This window comes from Shewanella sp. 1180_01, from assembly GCF_052850535.1.
Window position 1 is genome coordinate 1 of the sequence record NZ_VXCT01000060.1, and the last position, 17,915, is coordinate 17,915.

Sequence of the window (17,915 nt, forward strand, 5' to 3'; positions counted from 1 at the left end):
CGATTCAACAAAAAAGCCCATTGAAAAATGGGCTTTTTTGTATCTAGAATATTTGTTCTGCCAATCATCGCATAATCACCATGCATTTACAGCTGGCTCGCTCGCTGACTATTTTATGGCTTCAGCCTGTTCTTTGGTATTTACCATTGCCATAAAAATAGGCCCTTTGATCAGTGCTTAACCAGCAACACAATCAAAGAGCCTATTTAAAATCAATACGCTAACTCAGCAAACCTCTGCGTGCTAGGTTTTTAACTTACCTAACTGCTCATGCTGCTGCTTCACTAAGTTTGCTAAAACTACACTGCTTTGCTGTGCTTCACCCGCAAGACGTGCAAGTTCAGAAGCCGAATCAGAAATCCCTGTGATATTGCGATTAACCTCTTCAGTCACCGCACTCTGCTCTTCTGCGGCGGCGGCAATATGGGTCACTTGGCCTGAAATCTCCCCAATCTGACTCACCATTGAATTCAATGAGTTTAACGCTTGCTCAGTTTGAGATACGGCCATTTGTGCCCGCTCAGCACCTTTATCTATGATGCCAGAAGCGCTTTGGACTTCTTTTTGCAGTGCGTCGATAAGGGTACTAATATCGTTCGTCGAGCTCTGAGTCTTAGATGCTAGCGCGCGGACTTCGTCAGCAACCACAGCAAAGCCGCGTCCTTGCTCGCCCGCCCTTGCCGCTTCAATCGCCGCATTGAGTGCCAACAGGTTAGTCTGTGCGGCAATGGAGCTTATCACCTCAAGTATGCGACTGATGTTCATACTGCTTTCAGCCACTTTACTCACCGCCAGCTTAGCCTCCATAGACTCCTGAGACATAGTCGCGACAAAACCCATTGCCTTAGTCAGGCTCTCTTCGCTATGACGAATATTGCGCGACATAGCTTCAGTTTCAGCCGCCGTTTGCTCTGATGCCTTAGCAACCTCAAGTGCGGTAGCACTCATTTGGTTCACAGCCGTTACCACACTTTCAATTTCACCGTACTGGCGATTCACGCTGTCACGGGTGAGCTGCGCAATTTTGGCAGAGGCTTGGCTTTCCTCCTGAGAGCGGCTCGCAAGAATTTTCAGCTCGGCAATCAAATTTTTAAGTTTATAAATGAAGGAATTGAAACCTTTCGCTAGCGCAATCAATTCAGCATGGGAATCAACCTCAATCGATTGCGTTAAATCGCCATCGGCACTCGCAAGATGCTCTACCCGGCCTTGGATCATTCTCAATGGTGAGATAATGCTACGGATCACTAAGCTAATGGTAATTACAGCGGCAATCGATACCACAATACCCACGATCAGCAGCAAACTGCCTAAGGAAGTCGCCATTTCATCCATATCATTATTAAGCTCAATCGAGCTTTTATACGCCTGTGCAGTCGGCACTTGGATAACCAAGGACCACTCGGCATTCGCTAGCGGGATCTTAATGGGGTAGGCAACAATAATTTCATCATCGTTAACCATGTAGCCGGAATTCTTGTGCAGGGAGATGATTTGTGAGGCGAGAGTAGGATTTATCGACTCAGCTAATGGACGCGCCTTTTTACTGTAATGACTTGCCGCGACCACTAAACCACGGGTACTCAGCAAAGTCACTTTTGCTTGTCCATCGTAAAGACTCTTAGACAACTTATCGATAAGAGTTTGAAAGACTGGCAAATTTACATCTACACCGACCACACCGATAAATTGCTTATGTTTAAGCACGGGCACAGTCAACGAGGTCATTAAAGCTTTGTTGCCTGGAGTGATCTCGTATAAATACGGCTCCATTAGGCAGGGCTTCAAGGTTTCCTTATCGCATAAATACCATTCAGCATCACGGATCCCAAACTCATTCAGGCTAGTGAGGTACTTTTCTGCTGAATCTTCAACTTGGTTATGCTCCACAGTGCCATCGTCGTTACGGGTGTAATAGACCTCTAGAGCGCCAGATGTCGCCACACTATGGCTAACATTCACATTCAAAAACTCACTGTCGAGCCCATCATAACCATTTGGTTCAAACTGGGCATACATGGAAGAGACTTGCGCATTTTTCTTCAGCACTGCCGCTACTGCGAGTTCTAAGCGGTCACGTTTTAAGGGTAATTCCTCGGCAGTACTTTCAAGCATACCCGCAAAAGAAAAAGGGATGCGATAAGCTTCATTAATAAATCCGGCGACCATTTCGCCATATTCACCGGCGCGGGCTTCGAGTTTATCCCGCGTTTCCATTTGTAGGGTATTTTGAACTTGATCTGACAATTGCGCGTTTTGAGCCGACAGTGTCCACCATAAACTGATAGATAAAATAGCCACTATCGATAAAAATAATGCTGATGTAATCCACAACAACTTAGTACTGATGGACAAATGCTTCATCTAGTAAACTCCCAAGAGAACGACAATAGCGTAATTATTATGATCTAATTCATTTTTATACTTTCTACCCAGCATTAAAAATAGCACTTAGCGTAAGAATTACCAGCACTTAAGATAAAGAGTTGCTAATGAAATGTAAAACTTTAGCATGACAAAATCAAAAAAAGGCCAAATTCAAATAAATGAATTCGGCCTTAGATATCAAACACTATTTCAAATTAAGATTAAAGTTAGCGTCCCCACAACCAAGCGGCACCACGTACGCCCGATGAAGCGCCATAACAGTTTTTAACAACCGGAGTGTGACACTCACGGCCAACCACATATCGCGGTAAAACTTTTGGCAATTCAGTGTAAATGGCATCGATGTTGGACACTCCGCCGCCAAGGACGATTACATCAGGATCCATCATATTGATCACATGGGCCAATGAGCGGGCTAAACGATCAATAAAGCGATCAAATGCTTGAGTCGCCAGCGGATCGCCTGCTTGCATCATTTGGGCGATTTCAATACCGCTGTCAGCTACTCCACCTGCTGCGCGAAAATCGCGTACAAAGCCCGTCCCTGAGATAAACGTCTCGATGCAGTCTCTGTTACCACAAAAACACGTCGTGGTATTAAATTCATCGGCTTTCATCCAAGGTAAAGGATTATGCCCCCACTCACCGCCTATGCCATTACCACCATCATGCACTTGACCTTTGATGGCGATACCTGCACCACATCCAGTACCAATAATGGCGCCAAAGACCACTGACTTGCCAGCAGCTGCGCCATCGACCGCTTCTGATACGGCAAAACAGTTCGCATCATTAGCGATTTTCACCTTACGGTTTAATCGAGCGCCCAGATCCACATCGAGGGGATGGCCATTGATCCACGTTGAATTAGCATTTTTAACTAGGCCAGTAAAAGGAGAAATCACCCCTGGAATACCTATGCCTATTGTGGCGGTTTGTTGCAGGCTCTCTTCGACTTCTGTCACGAGTGCGACTAATGCATCGACTGTCGTAACATATTCTCTTGGCGTTGGGATGCGTTTACGAAACACTTCTTTACCATCGTCATCCAATGCGACTAACTCGATTTTTGTGCCGCCAAGATCGATACCAATTCGTAACATCAACTTACTCCATCTCAATATATTTAACGCAAAGCGGCTCATTAACAGCTTGATACATTCCTGTAAATGTAGGGACTCTACGGAAGTAAAAATCTTAATTTTAAAGTTATCTAAATTTGGATAGCCAAACGCACTATGCCCTCTGCTCTAATAGCAATCAACCTCAATGTAATCAAAAATAGTTTATTTTATAAATAGTTACCATTATCAGTTTATCTATTCACACAGTAACTGATGGAAAGGATAAAACTCAAAATGATCATGCCAGCGTGACGAGCTGCCGCTAAAAATGAACCATATATCGTTATCTTCTCACAAAATTACGGTTTAAATTGTTGCCAATTCTGCATTCTCTGTTTCACATTAGCGGACTGTCGCATTAGTTAAATTCAGGTCTTTCAACTGGCAATGTTAAGTCGCTTTCTTAAAAGGCCTTGTTAAGTTTATCACTCGAACGTATTGAGTTGATAAGATAATAACTATGTCTGAAAAAATTAAACCCTCAGTCCGCTAACCCAGCGATTCACAAAGTGTTATCTCACTGTGACTGACGCTGACGACTTTAGGTTTAGCTGGGTTTATTGACGTCCCCAAAGTCTTAGTTAACACCGCTCAACGCCTTAAACACACATTAAAATTCATCAATTCATTTGTAACAAAGTCTGTTTTACCAGTCTCTGCCATTGGTTTGCTTGGGTTATCGCCTTATACTTTTGAACTCAAATATTAAAACAACAATGTTGGAAGCAAGCGATATGACTATTGGGACTGCTCCGGTAAGTAAAACACATTCATTTATGACTGTGTCTCTTATCGAATTATGGGAACGCTTTGGTTATTACGGCATGCAAGCGCTGATTGTGTACTTTATGGTGCAGCGCCTTGGCTTTGATGACTCACGTGCAAACTTAGTATGGAGTGCCTGTGCGGCGCTCATTTATGTATCACCGGCGATTGGTGGTTGGGTTGGGGATAAGATCCTCGGCACTAAACGCACTATGCTGCTCGGCGCGGGGATTTTGTCTCTGGGTTATGCGCTGATGGCCGTACCCACTGAAAATACGTGGTTTATGTTTTCAGCGCTCGGCGTGATTGTGGTCGGTAACGGCCTGTTCAAACCCAATGCCGGTAACTTAGTTCGTAAAATTTACGAAGGTGACGATTCTAAAATCGACAGTGCGTTTACCATCTATTATATGGCGGTCAACGTCGGCTCAACCTTCTCTATGTTGCTGACGCCTTGGATTAAAGATTATGTCAACGCCCAGTATGGCAACGAGTTTGGCTGGCATGCCGCCTTTGCCGTGTGTTGTGTCGGCATATTGGTGGGGTTAGGCAACTATGCACTAATGCGTAAGAGTTTAGTCCATTACGGTTCTGAGCCAGATACTCGCCCAGTGAACAAGAAAAGCCTCGCGATAGTATTAGCTCTGGCCGCGTTGTCAGTAATCGCTTCGGCCATTATTCTAGAATATGAAGCGGTTGCCCGTGTCTTTGTTTACGCCGCTGGCGTAGCCGTATTGGCCATTTTCTTCCACTTGATCCGTACCAGCGAAACCAGTGAACGAGCGGGACTGATTGCGGCGCTGATCCTCACAGTACAAACCGTGTTCTTCTTTATCTTCTATCAGCAAATGTCGACGTCATTGGCGCTGTTTGCCCTGCGTAACGTGGACTGGGATTTCCAAATTTTTGGTACCCATTTGTGGACTTGGTCACCGGCTCAGTTCCAAGCATTAAATCCATTATGGATTATGGTGTTAAGTCCAATCTTAGCGTGGAGTTATTCATGGGCGGGTCGTAATGATAAAGACTTCTCTATTGCGGCGAAATTTGCCCTCGGTTTTGCCGTTGTAGCGATTGGCTTCTTTATCTATGGCTTTGCCGGACAATTCGCCGTCAACGGTAAAACTTCTTCATGGATCATGATCTGGGGCTATGCCTCTTACTCTTTAGGCGAATTGCTTGTGAGTGGTCTTGGTCTTGCTATGATTGCCCGCTACGTACCTGCGCGTATGGGCGGCTTTATGATGGGCGCCTATTTCGTCGCCTCAGGTATTTCACAGTATCTGGGCGGTGTGGTCGCTAACTTCGCCAGTGTGCCAAAAGATTTAGTCGACCCACTGCAAACCTTGCCCGTATACACCAGCCTATTTAATAAGTTGGGTATCGCGGCTGTGGTCTGTACCTTTATCGCCCTTGCGGTATTACCGCTAATGCGTCGCCTAACTGAGACTCACCATTCACATAATAATACTGAGAATGAAAGTGCTGCGGCATCGCTACGTGATGTAAAAGCCGAGCAATAATGCTCGACTGACAATAGCGATTTATCTATTGCATAACATCAACTGCCGATAGCCCTGCTATCGGCAGTTTTTTATCACTTCACTTAGTTATACCCTTGTGTTGCAACTCATAACCAAATGAGCTGTAGCAAACGTCACCCAATCCCGCAGTGACAGGCCTAGCGCTGAGTTGCTGAGAATAAGATCTTCAGTTCCACATTATCGTCCCTCACGCTGGGATGACTTCACCGTCTCGATTTGTTACAAAGCAAGTATGGGCTCGGACGCATCTGGTTTAATAGCGCTGCTCAAGTGCAAACTCAAATTGACATGACTAATGAAATAACGAATGGGGAAAAGAGTTAGCCGTTCAAGCTTGAGAAGCACAGTACTTAGCCCCATATCAATATCACTGAATACCTTTTTATTCATCAAGACTGAGCCGTTAACGCTTGTTCTTCGCTATGCGCCTAACAATGCCACTAGCAATGCGACTAACACTGTTAGCGCCGAATGTTTTCGCTAGCAAAAGACGGCAGTCACTTGGAGACACTATGTCACAACAGACATCAATATTGGCCGATATTCCCTTCTCGCTATTGGAACTTGCGCCCATGCGCCAAGGTTCGACTGTGGGTGAAACGCTGCACAACAGTTTGCAGTATGCCAAGGAAGCCGATCGCCTCGGCTTTAATCGTTTTTGGTTTGCCGAACACCACAATATGCCCGGTATCGCCAGCGCGGCGACTTCAGTATTAATTGGTTATATTGCTGGCAATACGCAGCGTATTCGCGTCGGCGCGGGTGGCATTATGCTGCCAAACCATGCGCCGTTAGTGGTTGCCGAACAGTTCGGTACCCTTGAAAGTCTCTATCCTGGTCGCATCGATTTAGGACTGGGACGCGCACCGGGCAGCGATCAAGTTACCAGCCGAGCACTGAACCGCGATACCAGTCGCGCCGAACAATTCCCTGAAGAAGTCAGTGAATTACAAACCTTACTCGGCCCTTACAATGGTCGCCATGCGGTGCGAGCGATTCCTGGAGAAGGCACTAATGTGCCGATTTGGTTATTGGGTTCGAGTCTCTTTAGCGCACAGTTAGCGGCGCAGCGCGGTTTGCCCTATGTGTTTGCGGGCCACTTTGCCCCACGTTTTCTTTACGATGCGATTGAAATCTATCGCCGCGACTTTAAACCTTCTCAAGTGCTTGATAAGCCCTATGTGATGTTAGGTTTGCCGCTCGTTGCCGCCGACACTGATGAAGAAGCGCAATTTCTGGGCACGACCTCGAAACAGCGCGTACTGGCGCTTATCCGTGGTCACGAGTTATGGTTAAAACCTCCGGTTGACACTATGGATGGCTTATGGAGGAGTGCGCAAGAAGAAACTTATGTCGATAATTTCTTAGGTTTATCTGTCATTGGCGGCCCAGCGACGATTAAGCATCGTTTGGAAATGATCGTCAAAGAATTCGGCGTGAATGAGTTTATCTTCACCAATGACTTGTACGACCTTGATAAACGCAAAAAAGCGCTGCAGATCCTAACGGAGATTAAACAGTAGCGATTCAGTAAACTGACTCGTTCTAAAAGTCATTGGCAGTCAAAACGACTGCCATAAAAAATCCCGCCGAAGCGGGATTTTTATTATGTAAGACTTTCATCTAAAACAGCTTTTATATCAAAGCAATATTAGCTTTTCAGTACGGCATCGAAGCTGGCTTTGAGGATACCAAGGCCTGCATCGATTTGTGCATCCGGCGCGGTTAATGGCACCAAAATACGCAGCACATTACCGTAAGTGCCGCAGGATAATAAAATCAATCCACGGTCACGGGCATCGCTCAACACTTGCGCGCAATAGTGCGGCGCAGGTTTGCCCTCTTCCATCAGTTCGATGGCGATCATCGCGCCTAAACCACGCACATCGGCGATTTGTGGATGTTCGACCTGCATCACATTCAGGGCAGACTTAATGCGCTCACCAATGGCATTGGCTCTTTCTAGCAACTTTTCTTCTTCAAACACTTCAATGACAGCAAGCGCTGCGGCGCAGGCTAACGGACTGCCACCATAGGTACCACCAAGGCCACCCGGACCAATCGCATCCATCACTTGCGCGCGGCCGGTAATCCCCGAAAGAGGGAAACCACCCGCGATAGATTTAGCAAAAGTCGTGATATCCGCAGCCACACCCATTTGTTCCATAGCGAAGAAAGTGCCAGTACGGCCTGCGCCCGTTTGCACTTCATCGGCGATGAGCATAATGCCTTCACGATCACACAATGCCCGCAACCGCTGCATAAAGGCAGGTGATGCGGCGTAGAAACCACCCTCGCCCTGCACTGGCTCTAAAATAATGGCGGCAATATCACTTGGCTCGGCATCATTTTTAAAGATACGTTCAATCGAAGCCATAGCATCGTCATCGGACACGCCGTGCATCTCGCATGGGAACTCGGCGCGGAATACATTCGCTGACATCAGCCCCATACCTTTACTGTAAGGCGCGACTTTTCCGGTCAGTGCCAAGGCCGCGATAGTGCGACCATGGTAGCCAGACGTAAACGCAATCACGCCAGCACGTTTGGTATAGGCACGCGCCACTTTAACTGCGTTTTCAACCGCTTCAGAACCACTAGTGAATAGTGCCGTCTTCTTGGCAAAATCCCCAGGCACCAATTGATTGAGCTTTTCACACACTTGGATATAGCTCTCGTAACCAAGCACCATAAAACAAGTGTGGGAGAAATTATCTAGCTGAGCCGCAACCGCCGCCTTCACTTTAGGGTGAAGATGACCGGTATTAAGCACAGCAATGCCGCCCGCAAAATCAATAAACTCGCGCCCTTCAACATCCCACACGGTCGCGTTTTCGGCGCGCGCGGTAAAGATTGGGTGAATTTGCCCGACACCACCCGCAACTGCGGCTTGGCGACGTGCCATCAATGAATCATTGGTTGTTGTCATTTAGTGTTCCTCACACGCCAAATCGGACCGTATTAAACGGACATGCAGATGTACTTCATTTCTAAATATTCTTCGATACCGAACTTAGAGCCTTCACGGCCAAGCCCTGAAGATTTCATCCCACCAAAGGGAGCCACTTCAGTCGAAATCAAGCCGGTGTTAACCCCAACCATGCCGTATTCCAAGGCTTCGGCGACTTTCCACACCAGCGAAATATCGCGGCCATAGAAATAGGCAGCGAGGCCAAATTCCGTATCGTTAGCCTGTTTAATCACATCGTCGACATCACTGAATTTAAACAGCGGCGCCAGTGGGCCAAAGGTCTCTTCGCGGGCGACACGCATGCTTTTATCGACATTGGTGAGCACGGTTGGCTCGAAGAAATTACCGCCAAGATCGTGGACTTTGCCGCCTGCGAGCACAGAGGCGCCTTTGGCGATGGCATCGATAAGGTGACTCTGGACTTTCTCGACCGCGGCAGCATTGATCAGCGGGCCCGTAGTCACGCCCTCCTTGATGCCCTCTCCGACTTTGAGCTTGCCCACAGCTGTGCTGAGTTTTAGGGCGAATTCGTCGTATACACCATCCTGCACATAAATGCGATTAGCGCAGACGCAGGTTTGGCCGGCATTACGATATTTAGCTATCATAGCGCCTTCGACAGCGGCATCGATATTGGCATCGTTAAACACGATAAATGGCGCATTACCGCCTAATTCTAAAGATAATTTTTTAAGAGTTGGCGCACATTGCTCCATCAGCTTAATGCCGACATTGGTCGAGCCAGTGAACGACAGCTTACGCACTATCGGGTTGCTGCACATTTCATTACCAATCGCGACGGCATCGCCCGTCACTACGCTAAACACCCCTGCCGGAATGCCCGCACGCTCGGCAAGTTCGGCCAAGGCTAATGCGGTAAACGGCGTTTGCGGTGCAGGCTTAACCACCATAGTACAACCCGCAGCGAGAGCCGGAGCCGCTTTGCGAGTGATCATCGCCGCAGGGAAGTTCCACGGCGTAATCGCCGCCGTTACGCCAACGGGCTGCTTAATCACCATCAAGCGTTTATCCCCTTGATGCCCAGGAATCGTATCACCATAGATACGTTTCGCCTCTTCGGCAAACCACTCGATAAACGAAGCGGCATAGGTTACTTCACCTTTAGCTTCTGCCAGCGGTTTACCCTGCTCAGTCGTCATGAGCAATGCTAAGTCATCACTGTTTTCATTGAGTAATTCAAACCAGCGTCTTAATTTAGCGCCGCGCTCTTTGGCTGTGAGCGCTCGCCAAGCTGGCAGCGCCGCTTCCGCCGCTTTTATCGCAGCTTGGGTTTCGACTTGCCCCATTACAGGGACGCTTGCAATCACAGCGCCCGTAGCAGGATTGGCGATGGCAACAGTCTCTTTCGACTCGGCATCACACCACTGGCCATTGATATAACATTGTTGACGCAGCAAACTCGGATCTTTTAGCAACACAAGGACGTCCTCGCATTAGTGAGGCAATCACTTGCCTCGAATGAAAATAAATGAAACAGACTAGATACCTAATTTGTCTCTCAAAGTGTAATACCAAGCTCCGATAGCACTAAAAGGGACGCGAAGTGCGTGACCACCGGGGAAGGGATAATGTGGCAATGCGGCAAAGGCATCGAAGCGCGTGGCTTGGCCATTGAGCATTTCGGCCAGTAACTTGCCCGCCAGATGGGTATAAGTGACACCGTGGCCACTGCAACCCTGTGAATAATAAATGTTCTTACCGATACGACCGACCTGTGGCAGGCGCGATAGCGTTAGCAGAAAGTTACCTGTCCACGCATAATCAATCTTCACATCTTTTAATTGCGGAAAGGTTTTGAGCATGTTCGGAATAATGATCGACTTGATATCCGCCGGATCACGGGCACCATACACTACGCCGCCGCCGTAAATCATCCGCTTGTCGCCAGACAGGCGGAAATAATCGAGCAAATAGTTACAGTCTTCGACGCAGTAATCCTGCGGTAATAAGCTCGCCGCCAAATCGTCACTCAAAGGCTCAGTGGTTATCACTTGCGTGCCGCAGGGCATAGATTTCGCCTGCAGTTCTGGTAATAACTTGCCTAAATAGGCGTTACCCGCTACGACCACAAACTTGGCTTTGACACTGCCCTGCGCCGTATGCACAACTGGGCTATCGCCTTCGTCGACACTCAGCACTGCTGAGTCTTCATAAATCTTACCGCCGAGGGATTCGACCGCGCGCGCTTCGCCAAGAGCTAAGTTAAGCGGGTGAATATGGCCGCCGCTTTTATCGAGCAGACCACCGACATAGCGCTCAGTATTTACCACACCGCGAATGCCTTTGGCATCGAGAAGTTCGAGCTGATTAACATGACCGTGGCTTTCCCACAGTTGCTTTTGATGGCGCAGATGACCCATTTGTTTTTCGTTCATCGCGGCAAACACGCCGCCCTCTTTTAGATCGCATTGAATGTTGTACTTAGCAATCCGATCGCGGATGATTTTCCCGCCCTCAAAGGCCATTTGGCCAAAGAGTTTACCTTGTTCTTTACCGACTGTTTTTTCAATAGTATCAATGTCACGGCTAAAACTATTGACGATTTGTCCGCCATTACGGCCCGAGGCGCCCCAGCCAATGCGAGCGGCTTCTAACACCACCACACTAAAGCCAGATTCTAATAAATGTAGCGCAGCAGAAAGGCCCGTATAACCCGCGCCAATCACACAAACATCGGCTTCAATCGATTCCTGTAGACGCGGACGTTCAACCTTATCGTTGGCCGATGCCGCATAATATGATCCAGCGTGAGCTATGGCAGACATGTTGTTCCCTTGAATTCTAATGTTCATTATTTTAAACAGCCATCACATCCTACACCTTCAGAAAACGAAACACTAGCCAGATACGCGAAATAATTTACATTTTGTTTGATATTTCAAACACGCAATAATCTTAAGCACTGCGATGTCATGCTAATGGTGTCGAGTAGCAGAACTGGCCTGCAATGGGAGCGGTGACAATTAACAAGGGTGGCTTTGGCGATACCAAAGCCACCCCAAGATTAAGCAAACTAGTTCATCGGTGTGCGGTCGCGTTTCTCTGCCCGCCTTGCCATATACCAAGACAAGAAGGCGATTAACGAAACACACAGAATGATCAGTGTCGCTAAGGCGTTGATCTTAGGCGAAACCCCTAAACGTACTGAGGAGAACACCACCATAGGTAGCGTCGTTGCACCTGGGCCCGAGGCAAAGCTTGCGATCACTAAATCGTCTAAGGACAAACTGAATGACAACAACCAACCCGCCACCAGCGCCGGCGAAATCATAGGCACTGTGATGAGGAAGAAGGTCTTAAGCGGGGTTGCGCCTAAGTCCATTGCCGCTTCTTCGATAGACATGTCCAGCTCGCGCAATCTTGACGACACAACCACAGCTACATAGGCAGCGCAGAAGGTCGAATGCGCAATCCACACGGTCAACATGCCGCGCTCTTTAGGCCAACCAAACAAGTCGGCCATGTGCACAAATAGCAGTAGCAAAGACAGACCTGTGATCACCTCTGGCATAACCAGTGGTGCAGTGATCATGTTCGATAATGTCAGCTTCGCCCATGAACGCTTAAAGCGTGTCATCACAAAAGCCGCCATAGTGCCAATAATCACCGCCATGGTTGAGCTATAAAACGCTATCCGTAGACTGGTCCATACCGCATCTAAAATCTGTTGATCGGCAAATAACTCGCCATACCATTTAGGTGAAAATCCGCCCCATACCGTCACTAATTTAGAGTCGTTAAAGGAGTAAATCACCAGCACTAACATAGGTGCATACAGGAAGAACAAGCCAAACCACAACATTGCTGAAGAAAAACTTAACTTTTTCATAGGTCTTTCTCCAAACTACGCGCCTGATAGCGATGGAATAAGGTAATAGGAATAATCAATAAGCCCAGCATTACAATCGCCAGTGACGAAGCCACAGGCCAGTCGCGGTTATTGAAGAATTCTTGCCATAAAACTCGACCTATCATTAAGGAATCTGGACCACCGAGTAGCTCAGGGATCACAAACTCACCCACGGCAGGAATAAACACCAACATAGAACCGGCAATCACACCGCTTTTTGACAGCGGGAAAGTGATTTTCCAGAAGGTATTTAAACGGCTTGAGCCTAAGTCAGACGCGGCTTCAATCAAACTCATATCGAGTTTCACTAAGGTGGCGTACAAGGGCAAAATCATAAAAGGTAAATACGCATAGATGATGCCGATATACACGGCAATATTGGTATTGAGGATTTGTAACGGCTCAGAGATGATTCCCAGCCACATCAGCGAATGGTTGATGATCCCTGTGTTACTTAAGATCCCCATCCAAGCGTAAACTCGGATTAAAAATGAGGTCCAAGAAGGCAACATGACTAACAGCAGCAATACGGTTTGCAAACGCGCTGGCGCACGGGCAATCGCATAGGCCATTGGATAGCCAATAATCAAACAGCCGATGGTCGAAATTAACGCCATTTTCAATGAGCTGAGATACGCCATGTAATACAGCGAATCATCAAGCAACATCAAATAGTTACCAAAGTGCAGGAAGATATTTAACACATCATCGGCATATTGGAACGTGGCCTCATAGGGCGGGATCGCAATCGCCGCCGTCGAAAAACTCAGTTTAAGGACAATCGCAAATGGCAAGGCAAAGAACAATAACAGCCAAGCATAGGGTATGCCTATGGTCCAAATGCGGCCTTTGAGCCACTTTAATTTAGTCGGTATCTTCATGATCTCAACACCACGCCACTGGTGTCCTCCCAACTGATGAACACTTCGTCATCCCATGTGGCATGATCGGCGCGGCGTTCACGGTTAGTCATACTGCACTGGACGATTTGACCATTCTCTAAACGAATGTAATACACTGAAATACCGCCTAAATACGCGATATCGTGTACGATTCCTTTGGCCCAGTTGTACTGACCTTCAGGCTGTTCACGGCTAATAATGGTCTTTTCAGGACGCACAGCTAACCACACGTTTTTGTCTTCGACGTTGGTCGACACCCCGTAACCGACATAAAAAGATTGAGCCAACTCATTAGGTTTAATGATCAAATGGTCGACTTCATCCACTTCAATCGCGCCACCAAATAAGTTCACAGTGCCGATAAACTCGGCAATCATGCGGCTGTTCGGGCTTTCGTAAATGTCCATGGGCGAGCCTGTTTGGGCAATCCAACCGTCGCTCATAATGGAAATGCGCCCCGCCATTGTCATGGCTTCTTCCTGATCGTGGGTCACCATCACGCAGGTCACACCGACACGCTCAAGAATTTCCACCACTTCGAGTTGCATCTGGGTACGCAGTTTTTTGTCCAATGCGCCCATAGGCTCATCGAGCAGTAATAATTTCGGCCGTTTTGCCAGTGAACGAGCCAAGGCAACACGCTGACGTTGACCACCGGATAACTGATGTGGCTTACGTTTACCGTATTGCTCCATGTGTACTAGCTTGAGCATGTCTTGTACGCGCTGCTCAATCTCGGCCTTAGGTAACTTGTCTTGCTTCAAACCAAAGGCAATGTTTTGCGCCACTGTCATGTGGGGAAACAGAGCATAGGATTGGAACATCATATTGATCGGACGTTCGTATGGGGGTAAATCTGTGATGTCTTCGCCATCGAGGAAAATACGGCCAGAGGTGGGCTTTTCAAATCCCGCTAACATGCGCAATAACGTCGACTTACCCGAGCCTGAGCCGCCGAGTAAGGCAAAGATTTCGCCTTTATTGATGGTTAATGACACGTCGTCGACAGCCCGTACGTCATCGAATAACTTGCTTACCCGCTCAATCCTGAGCAGTACTTTTTCTTGCGTCTTTGTTGTCGGTTTATTGGTGACGCCCGAGGTGATTGCCATAGTACTTCTCCACCCGAAAATGATGCGTCAATACGCTCAAACTCTGGGTTCAACACGATTAATGAATGAAAAGAGGTTAACCAAACTGTGTCAAATCCTATACGTGGATGAACTATGCATAGGATTGGACATAGCCAGTCTGCCAAGCTAGGGGCAAGCTAGGCTTGCCCCTTATCGACTATTGTCCTGACTTCACTTTGGTCCAAACACGGGTTAATACGCGTTGGATTTTCAAAGGACGGATTTCACCAATATAAAGTTTATCTAACACTTCTTGCGGTGGATAAATCGCGGGATCGGTGCGGATAGCCTCATCAACCAGAGGTTGTGCAGGATCGTTCGGGTTAGCATAGGCCACATAGTTAGAGATAGGCGCTATGACTTCTGGACGGAGGAAATAGTTAATCAGCGTCAGTGCATTATCTGCGTTAGTCGAATCGGCTGGGATAGCTAACATATCAAACCACAGGTTGGCGCCTTCTTTTGGAATCGAGTAACCAATCTTATTGCCATTACCCGCCTCTTCAGCACGTGCTTTAGCTTGGAATACGTCACCAGAAAAACCAAAGGCCACACAAATGTCACCGTTTGCTAAGTCGGAAATATAGCGAGAAGAGTGGAAATAGGTCACGTAAGGACGGATTTTTTCCAGTAACTCACCGGCTTTTTCATAATCGCTTGGGTTGGAACTGTTAGGATCTAAACCTAAATAAATCAGTGCTTGAGGCACCATATCGTCGGCAGAGTCCAGCATAGCAAAGCCACACTTAGAGATTTTTTCAGCATATTTAGGATTGAAGATCAGTTCCATTGAGTTGAATGGCGCATCTTCACCCACAGCCGCTTTCACTTTATCTATGTTGTAACCAATACCATTGGTTCCCCATAAATAAGGCACGGCATACTGGTTACCCGGATCAGCTTTCTCAAGTAGCTTCATCAGGGCTGGATTTAAATTTTTGAAGTTAGGTAGCTTAGCGCGATCTAAAGGTTTGAAAGCACCCGCTTTGATTTGCTTAGCGAGAAAGTGGTTAGAAGGGACAACGATATCGTAACCACTACGACCAGACAGTAATTTAGCCTCAAGTACTTCGTTACTATCGAACACATCGTAAATTACCCGAATGCCCGTTTCTTTCTTGAAGTTTTCTAAGGTATCTTCCGCGATATAATCTGACCAGTTATACACGCGAACCACTTCTTCCGCTTGGGCCGCTGCGCTCGCTAATACGCTCGCAGTTACCAGAGCTAGAGTGGTCATCTTATTAAATAGCTTCATGCTTTCTCCTTTCTCGGGTAGCAGAATTGCTTAAGCAAATTCTGACATTGTGTCACCGGGCTATCCGGATATTGTTGTTATTTTCGACCAATGCTACACCTTACAAACCGCATCGGCAGTCTCTACGGCATGAGTTCCATGCCACCTTTATATCTTGCTGCAATTTGTTAAGTATCAGGTTTCGTGCCAAATTTTCGAGGCATCGGTATTGCATTAACACTCAAAAAATTAGACTAGATATGACACTGCTTGTACATATTGCAACATTAAGGCAAATGCCTCAAGTCCCTAAGTAATCGCAAAAACCACTAAGATAAAACACATTTTAAATATGACTAACAATTAGTTAGCGACTCTATCAAACGAGCGACTTAAAACAGTTAGCCATATTTCACTTCTCTAGCGGACACGCATCTGAATTGAATAATCACTTTAATCAACAAGCCATTAAAAACCATCAGATTATTTAACAAGTGAGTTGCACCGGTTGGGTGCAATCTCACTAAAACAGTGCAAAGCTCAGTCTTGGGATGACCGACGTTAACCTCAGTTTTCCTTGGGTTAACGCGACAACACTGTCAGTACACTCAATCCCAAAAACATTACACTGTGAGCAGTAGGAATTCACGTTCCCATGAGCTGACCACACGGCGGAAGTTTTCAAGTTCGGCCTGTTTCACTGCCACAAAACCTGTGGTGAAGGCTTCACCTAAATACTGCTTACAGGCATCACTTTCTTCCATCGCCGCTAACGCTTCTTCTAAAGTCAGCGGTAAACAATGGGTATTGTTGCTGCGGCTTTCGTTGGCTTTACCCTGCACTGGCGTCGAAGGTTTTAGCTGCTCAACCATGCCGATATAACCACACAATAAGCTCGCGGCAATTGCCAAATAACAGTTAGCATCGGCGCCGGGAATACGGTTTTCGATACGACGGTTTTGTGGTGAAGACTCTGGAATACGTAATCCACAGGTGCGGTTTTCATCGCCCCACTCTAAGTTCACTGGCGCCGAAGTACCGGGTAGGAAACGACGGAAAGAGTTCGCATTAGGCGCCATCAGTGGCAGCAACTCAGGAATGAATTTTTGCAGACCGGCGATATATCCCAAGAATAACTGGCTCTTAGTACCGTCTTCATTGGTGAAAATATTTTTGCCCGTCTCTTTATTGATCACACTCTGGTGAATGTGCATTGCACTGCCAGGCTCATCAGTCACAGGTTTAGCCATAAAAGTAGCGCAAACATCGTGCTTCAGTGCCGCTTCGCGCAAGGTGCGTTTAAAGATAAACACTTGATCAGCAAGGGACAATGGATTGCCGTGGCTGAAGTTAATCTCCATCTGCGCAGGGCCATCTTCATGGATTAGGGTATCGATATCTAAACCTTGAAGCTCACACCAATCGTACATGTCTTCAAACATAGGATCGTATTCGTTGGCAGCATCGATAGAGAAAGACTGGCGGCCCGCTTCGGGGCGACCTGAACGGCCAATAGGCGGCTTTAAGGGTAAATCGTGGTCGTCACTACGACGGGTCAAATAGAACTCCATTTCAGGAGCGATAACCGGTTCCCAGCCCTGTTCGTCATATAGAGACAAGACTTTTTTCAATACGTTACGTGGTGACAGCTCAATCGGATTACCCATTCTGTCGTAGCAATCGTGGATCACCTGCGCCGTGGCTTCGATGGTCCAAGGCAACATAAAAACAGCGTTTTCATCGGGTACACAGACAAAATCGATGTCGGCAGCATCGAGCAAGCTGTAGTAAACATCTTCATTCACAAAATCGCCGGTCACGGTTTGTAACAGCACGCTTTCGGGCAAACGCATGCCTTTTTCATCGAGAAATTTATCGACTGGTGCAATCTTGCCGCGGGCGATGCCAGTCATGTCACTGATAACACATTCGACTTCTGTGATTTTTCGTTCTTTTAAAAAAGCGATTAGCTTATTCATT

13 protein-coding genes are annotated in these 17,915 nt (G+C 47.2%); 3 read left to right on the plus strand and 10 right to left on the minus strand.

All coding sequences use genetic code 11. The annotated features are described in order from the left end of the window. On the plus strand, positions 1-181 hold a 181-nt coding region (locus tag FW758_RS20960), incomplete at its 5' end, for a hypothetical protein (RefSeq protein WP_446446411.1). 62 nt (positions 182-243) lie between these two features. Here FW758_RS20960 and FW758_RS20965 read toward each other — a convergent pair. Both FW758_RS20965 and mak read right to left on the minus strand, forming a co-directional pair. After that, positions 244-2,364 carry a methyl-accepting chemotaxis protein gene (locus tag FW758_RS20965; protein WP_446446412.1) on the minus strand — a complete coding sequence of 707 codons (2,121 nt, stop codon included), beginning with the start codon at positions 2,362-2,364 and terminating at the stop codon, positions 244-246. A 230-nt stretch (positions 2,365-2,594) separates the two neighbouring features. Further along, positions 2,595-3,491: a fructokinase gene (mak, locus tag FW758_RS20970; protein WP_446446413.1), complete on the minus strand. Its 897-nt coding sequence runs from the start codon at positions 3,489-3,491 to the stop codon at positions 2,595-2,597. A gap of 755 nt (positions 3,492-4,246) precedes the next feature. Between mak and FW758_RS20975 the strand changes: the two genes are divergently transcribed. Beyond that, positions 4,247-5,800 carry a peptide MFS transporter gene (locus tag FW758_RS20975; RefSeq protein ID WP_446446414.1) on the plus strand — a complete coding sequence of 518 codons (1,554 nt, stop codon included), beginning with the start codon at positions 4,247-4,249 and terminating at the stop codon, positions 5,798-5,800. A 533-nt stretch (positions 5,801-6,333) separates the two neighbouring features. Beyond that, positions 6,334-7,344: an LLM class flavin-dependent oxidoreductase gene (locus tag FW758_RS20980; protein WP_446446415.1), complete on the plus strand. Its 1,011-nt coding sequence runs from the start codon at positions 6,334-6,336 to the stop codon at positions 7,342-7,344. Between the two features lie 128 nt (positions 7,345-7,472). On the opposite strand, the gene gabT is transcribed toward FW758_RS20980, so the two are convergent. From gabT to FW758_RS21020, 8 genes are all read right to left on the minus strand, one after another. Next, on the minus strand, positions 7,473-8,750 hold the full coding sequence (gabT, locus tag FW758_RS20985) for a 4-aminobutyrate--2-oxoglutarate transaminase (protein ID WP_106649774.1): 1,278 nt from the start codon (positions 8,748-8,750) through the stop codon (positions 7,473-7,475). A 32-nt stretch (positions 8,751-8,782) separates the two neighbouring features. Beyond that, positions 8,783-10,231, minus strand: a complete 1,449-nt coding sequence (gene gabD / locus FW758_RS20990; RefSeq protein WP_446446416.1) for an NADP-dependent succinate-semialdehyde dehydrogenase — start codon at positions 10,229-10,231, stop codon at positions 8,783-8,785. Between the two features lie 60 nt (positions 10,232-10,291). Next, positions 10,292-11,578, minus strand: coding sequence for an NAD(P)/FAD-dependent oxidoreductase (locus tag FW758_RS20995; protein ID WP_446446417.1), 1,287 nt, complete (start codon positions 11,576-11,578; stop codon positions 10,292-10,294). Between the two features lie 248 nt (positions 11,579-11,826). Continuing rightward, positions 11,827-12,642 carry an ABC transporter permease subunit gene (locus FW758_RS21000; RefSeq protein ID WP_107404033.1) on the minus strand — a complete coding sequence of 272 codons (816 nt, stop codon included), beginning with the start codon at positions 12,640-12,642 and terminating at the stop codon, positions 11,827-11,829. Beyond that, positions 12,639-13,544: an ABC transporter permease subunit gene (locus FW758_RS21005; protein ID WP_006080701.1), complete on the minus strand. Its 906-nt coding sequence runs from the start codon at positions 13,542-13,544 to the stop codon at positions 12,639-12,641. The genes FW758_RS21000 and FW758_RS21005 overlap by 4 nt, the downstream gene beginning before the upstream one ends. Next, a complete protein-coding gene (gene potA, locus FW758_RS21010) occupies positions 13,541-14,677 on the minus strand; it encodes a polyamine ABC transporter ATP-binding protein (protein WP_006080699.1) in 1,137 nt (378 codons plus the stop codon). Before potA ends, FW758_RS21005 begins: the two co-directional genes overlap by 4 nt. 178 nt (positions 14,678-14,855) lie before the next feature. Then, positions 14,856-15,956: a polyamine ABC transporter substrate-binding protein gene (locus FW758_RS21015; RefSeq protein WP_006085019.1), complete on the minus strand. Its 1,101-nt coding sequence runs from the start codon at positions 15,954-15,956 to the stop codon at positions 14,856-14,858. 602 nt (positions 15,957-16,558) lie between these two features. Continuing rightward, positions 16,559-17,914 carry a glutamine synthetase family protein gene (locus FW758_RS21020; protein WP_006080696.1) on the minus strand — a complete coding sequence of 452 codons (1,356 nt, stop codon included), beginning with the start codon at positions 17,912-17,914 and terminating at the stop codon, positions 16,559-16,561. Position 17,915 lies beyond the last annotated feature (1 nt).

Excerpts from the sequence above, each read along its gene's own strand:
- FW758_RS21015 (WP_006085019.1), bottom strand. The coding sequence starts at position 15,956 with ATGAAGCTATTTAATAAGATGACCACTCTAGCTCTGGTAACTGCGAGC.
- potA (WP_006080699.1), bottom strand. The coding sequence starts at position 14,677 with ATGGCAATCACCTCGGGCGTCACCAATAAACCGACAACAAAGACGCAA.
- FW758_RS21005 (WP_006080701.1), bottom strand. The coding sequence starts at position 13,544 with ATGAAGATACCGACTAAATTAAAGTGGCTCAAAGGCCGCATTTGGACC.
- FW758_RS20965 (WP_446446412.1), bottom strand. The coding sequence starts at position 2,364 with ATGAAGCATTTGTCCATCAGTACTAAGTTGTTGTGGATTACATCAGCA.
- FW758_RS20980 (WP_446446415.1), top strand. The coding sequence starts at position 6,334 with ATGTCACAACAGACATCAATATTGGCCGATATTCCCTTCTCGCTATTG.
- mak (WP_446446413.1), bottom strand. The coding sequence starts at position 3,491 with ATGTTACGAATTGGTATCGATCTTGGCGGCACAAAAATCGAGTTAGTC.
- FW758_RS20995 (WP_446446417.1), bottom strand. The coding sequence starts at position 11,578 with ATGTCTGCCATAGCTCACGCTGGATCATATTATGCGGCATCGGCCAAC.
- FW758_RS21000 (WP_107404033.1), bottom strand. The coding sequence starts at position 12,642 with ATGAAAAAGTTAAGTTTTTCTTCAGCAATGTTGTGGTTTGGCTTGTTC.
- FW758_RS20975 (WP_446446414.1), top strand. The coding sequence starts at position 4,247 with ATGACTATTGGGACTGCTCCGGTAAGTAAAACACATTCATTTATGACT.
- gabT (WP_106649774.1), bottom strand. The coding sequence starts at position 8,750 with ATGACAACAACCAATGATTCATTGATGGCACGTCGCCAAGCCGCAGTT.
- FW758_RS21020 (WP_006080696.1), bottom strand. The coding sequence starts at position 17,914 with ATGAATAAGCTAATCGCTTTTTTAAAAGAACGAAAAATCACAGAAGTC.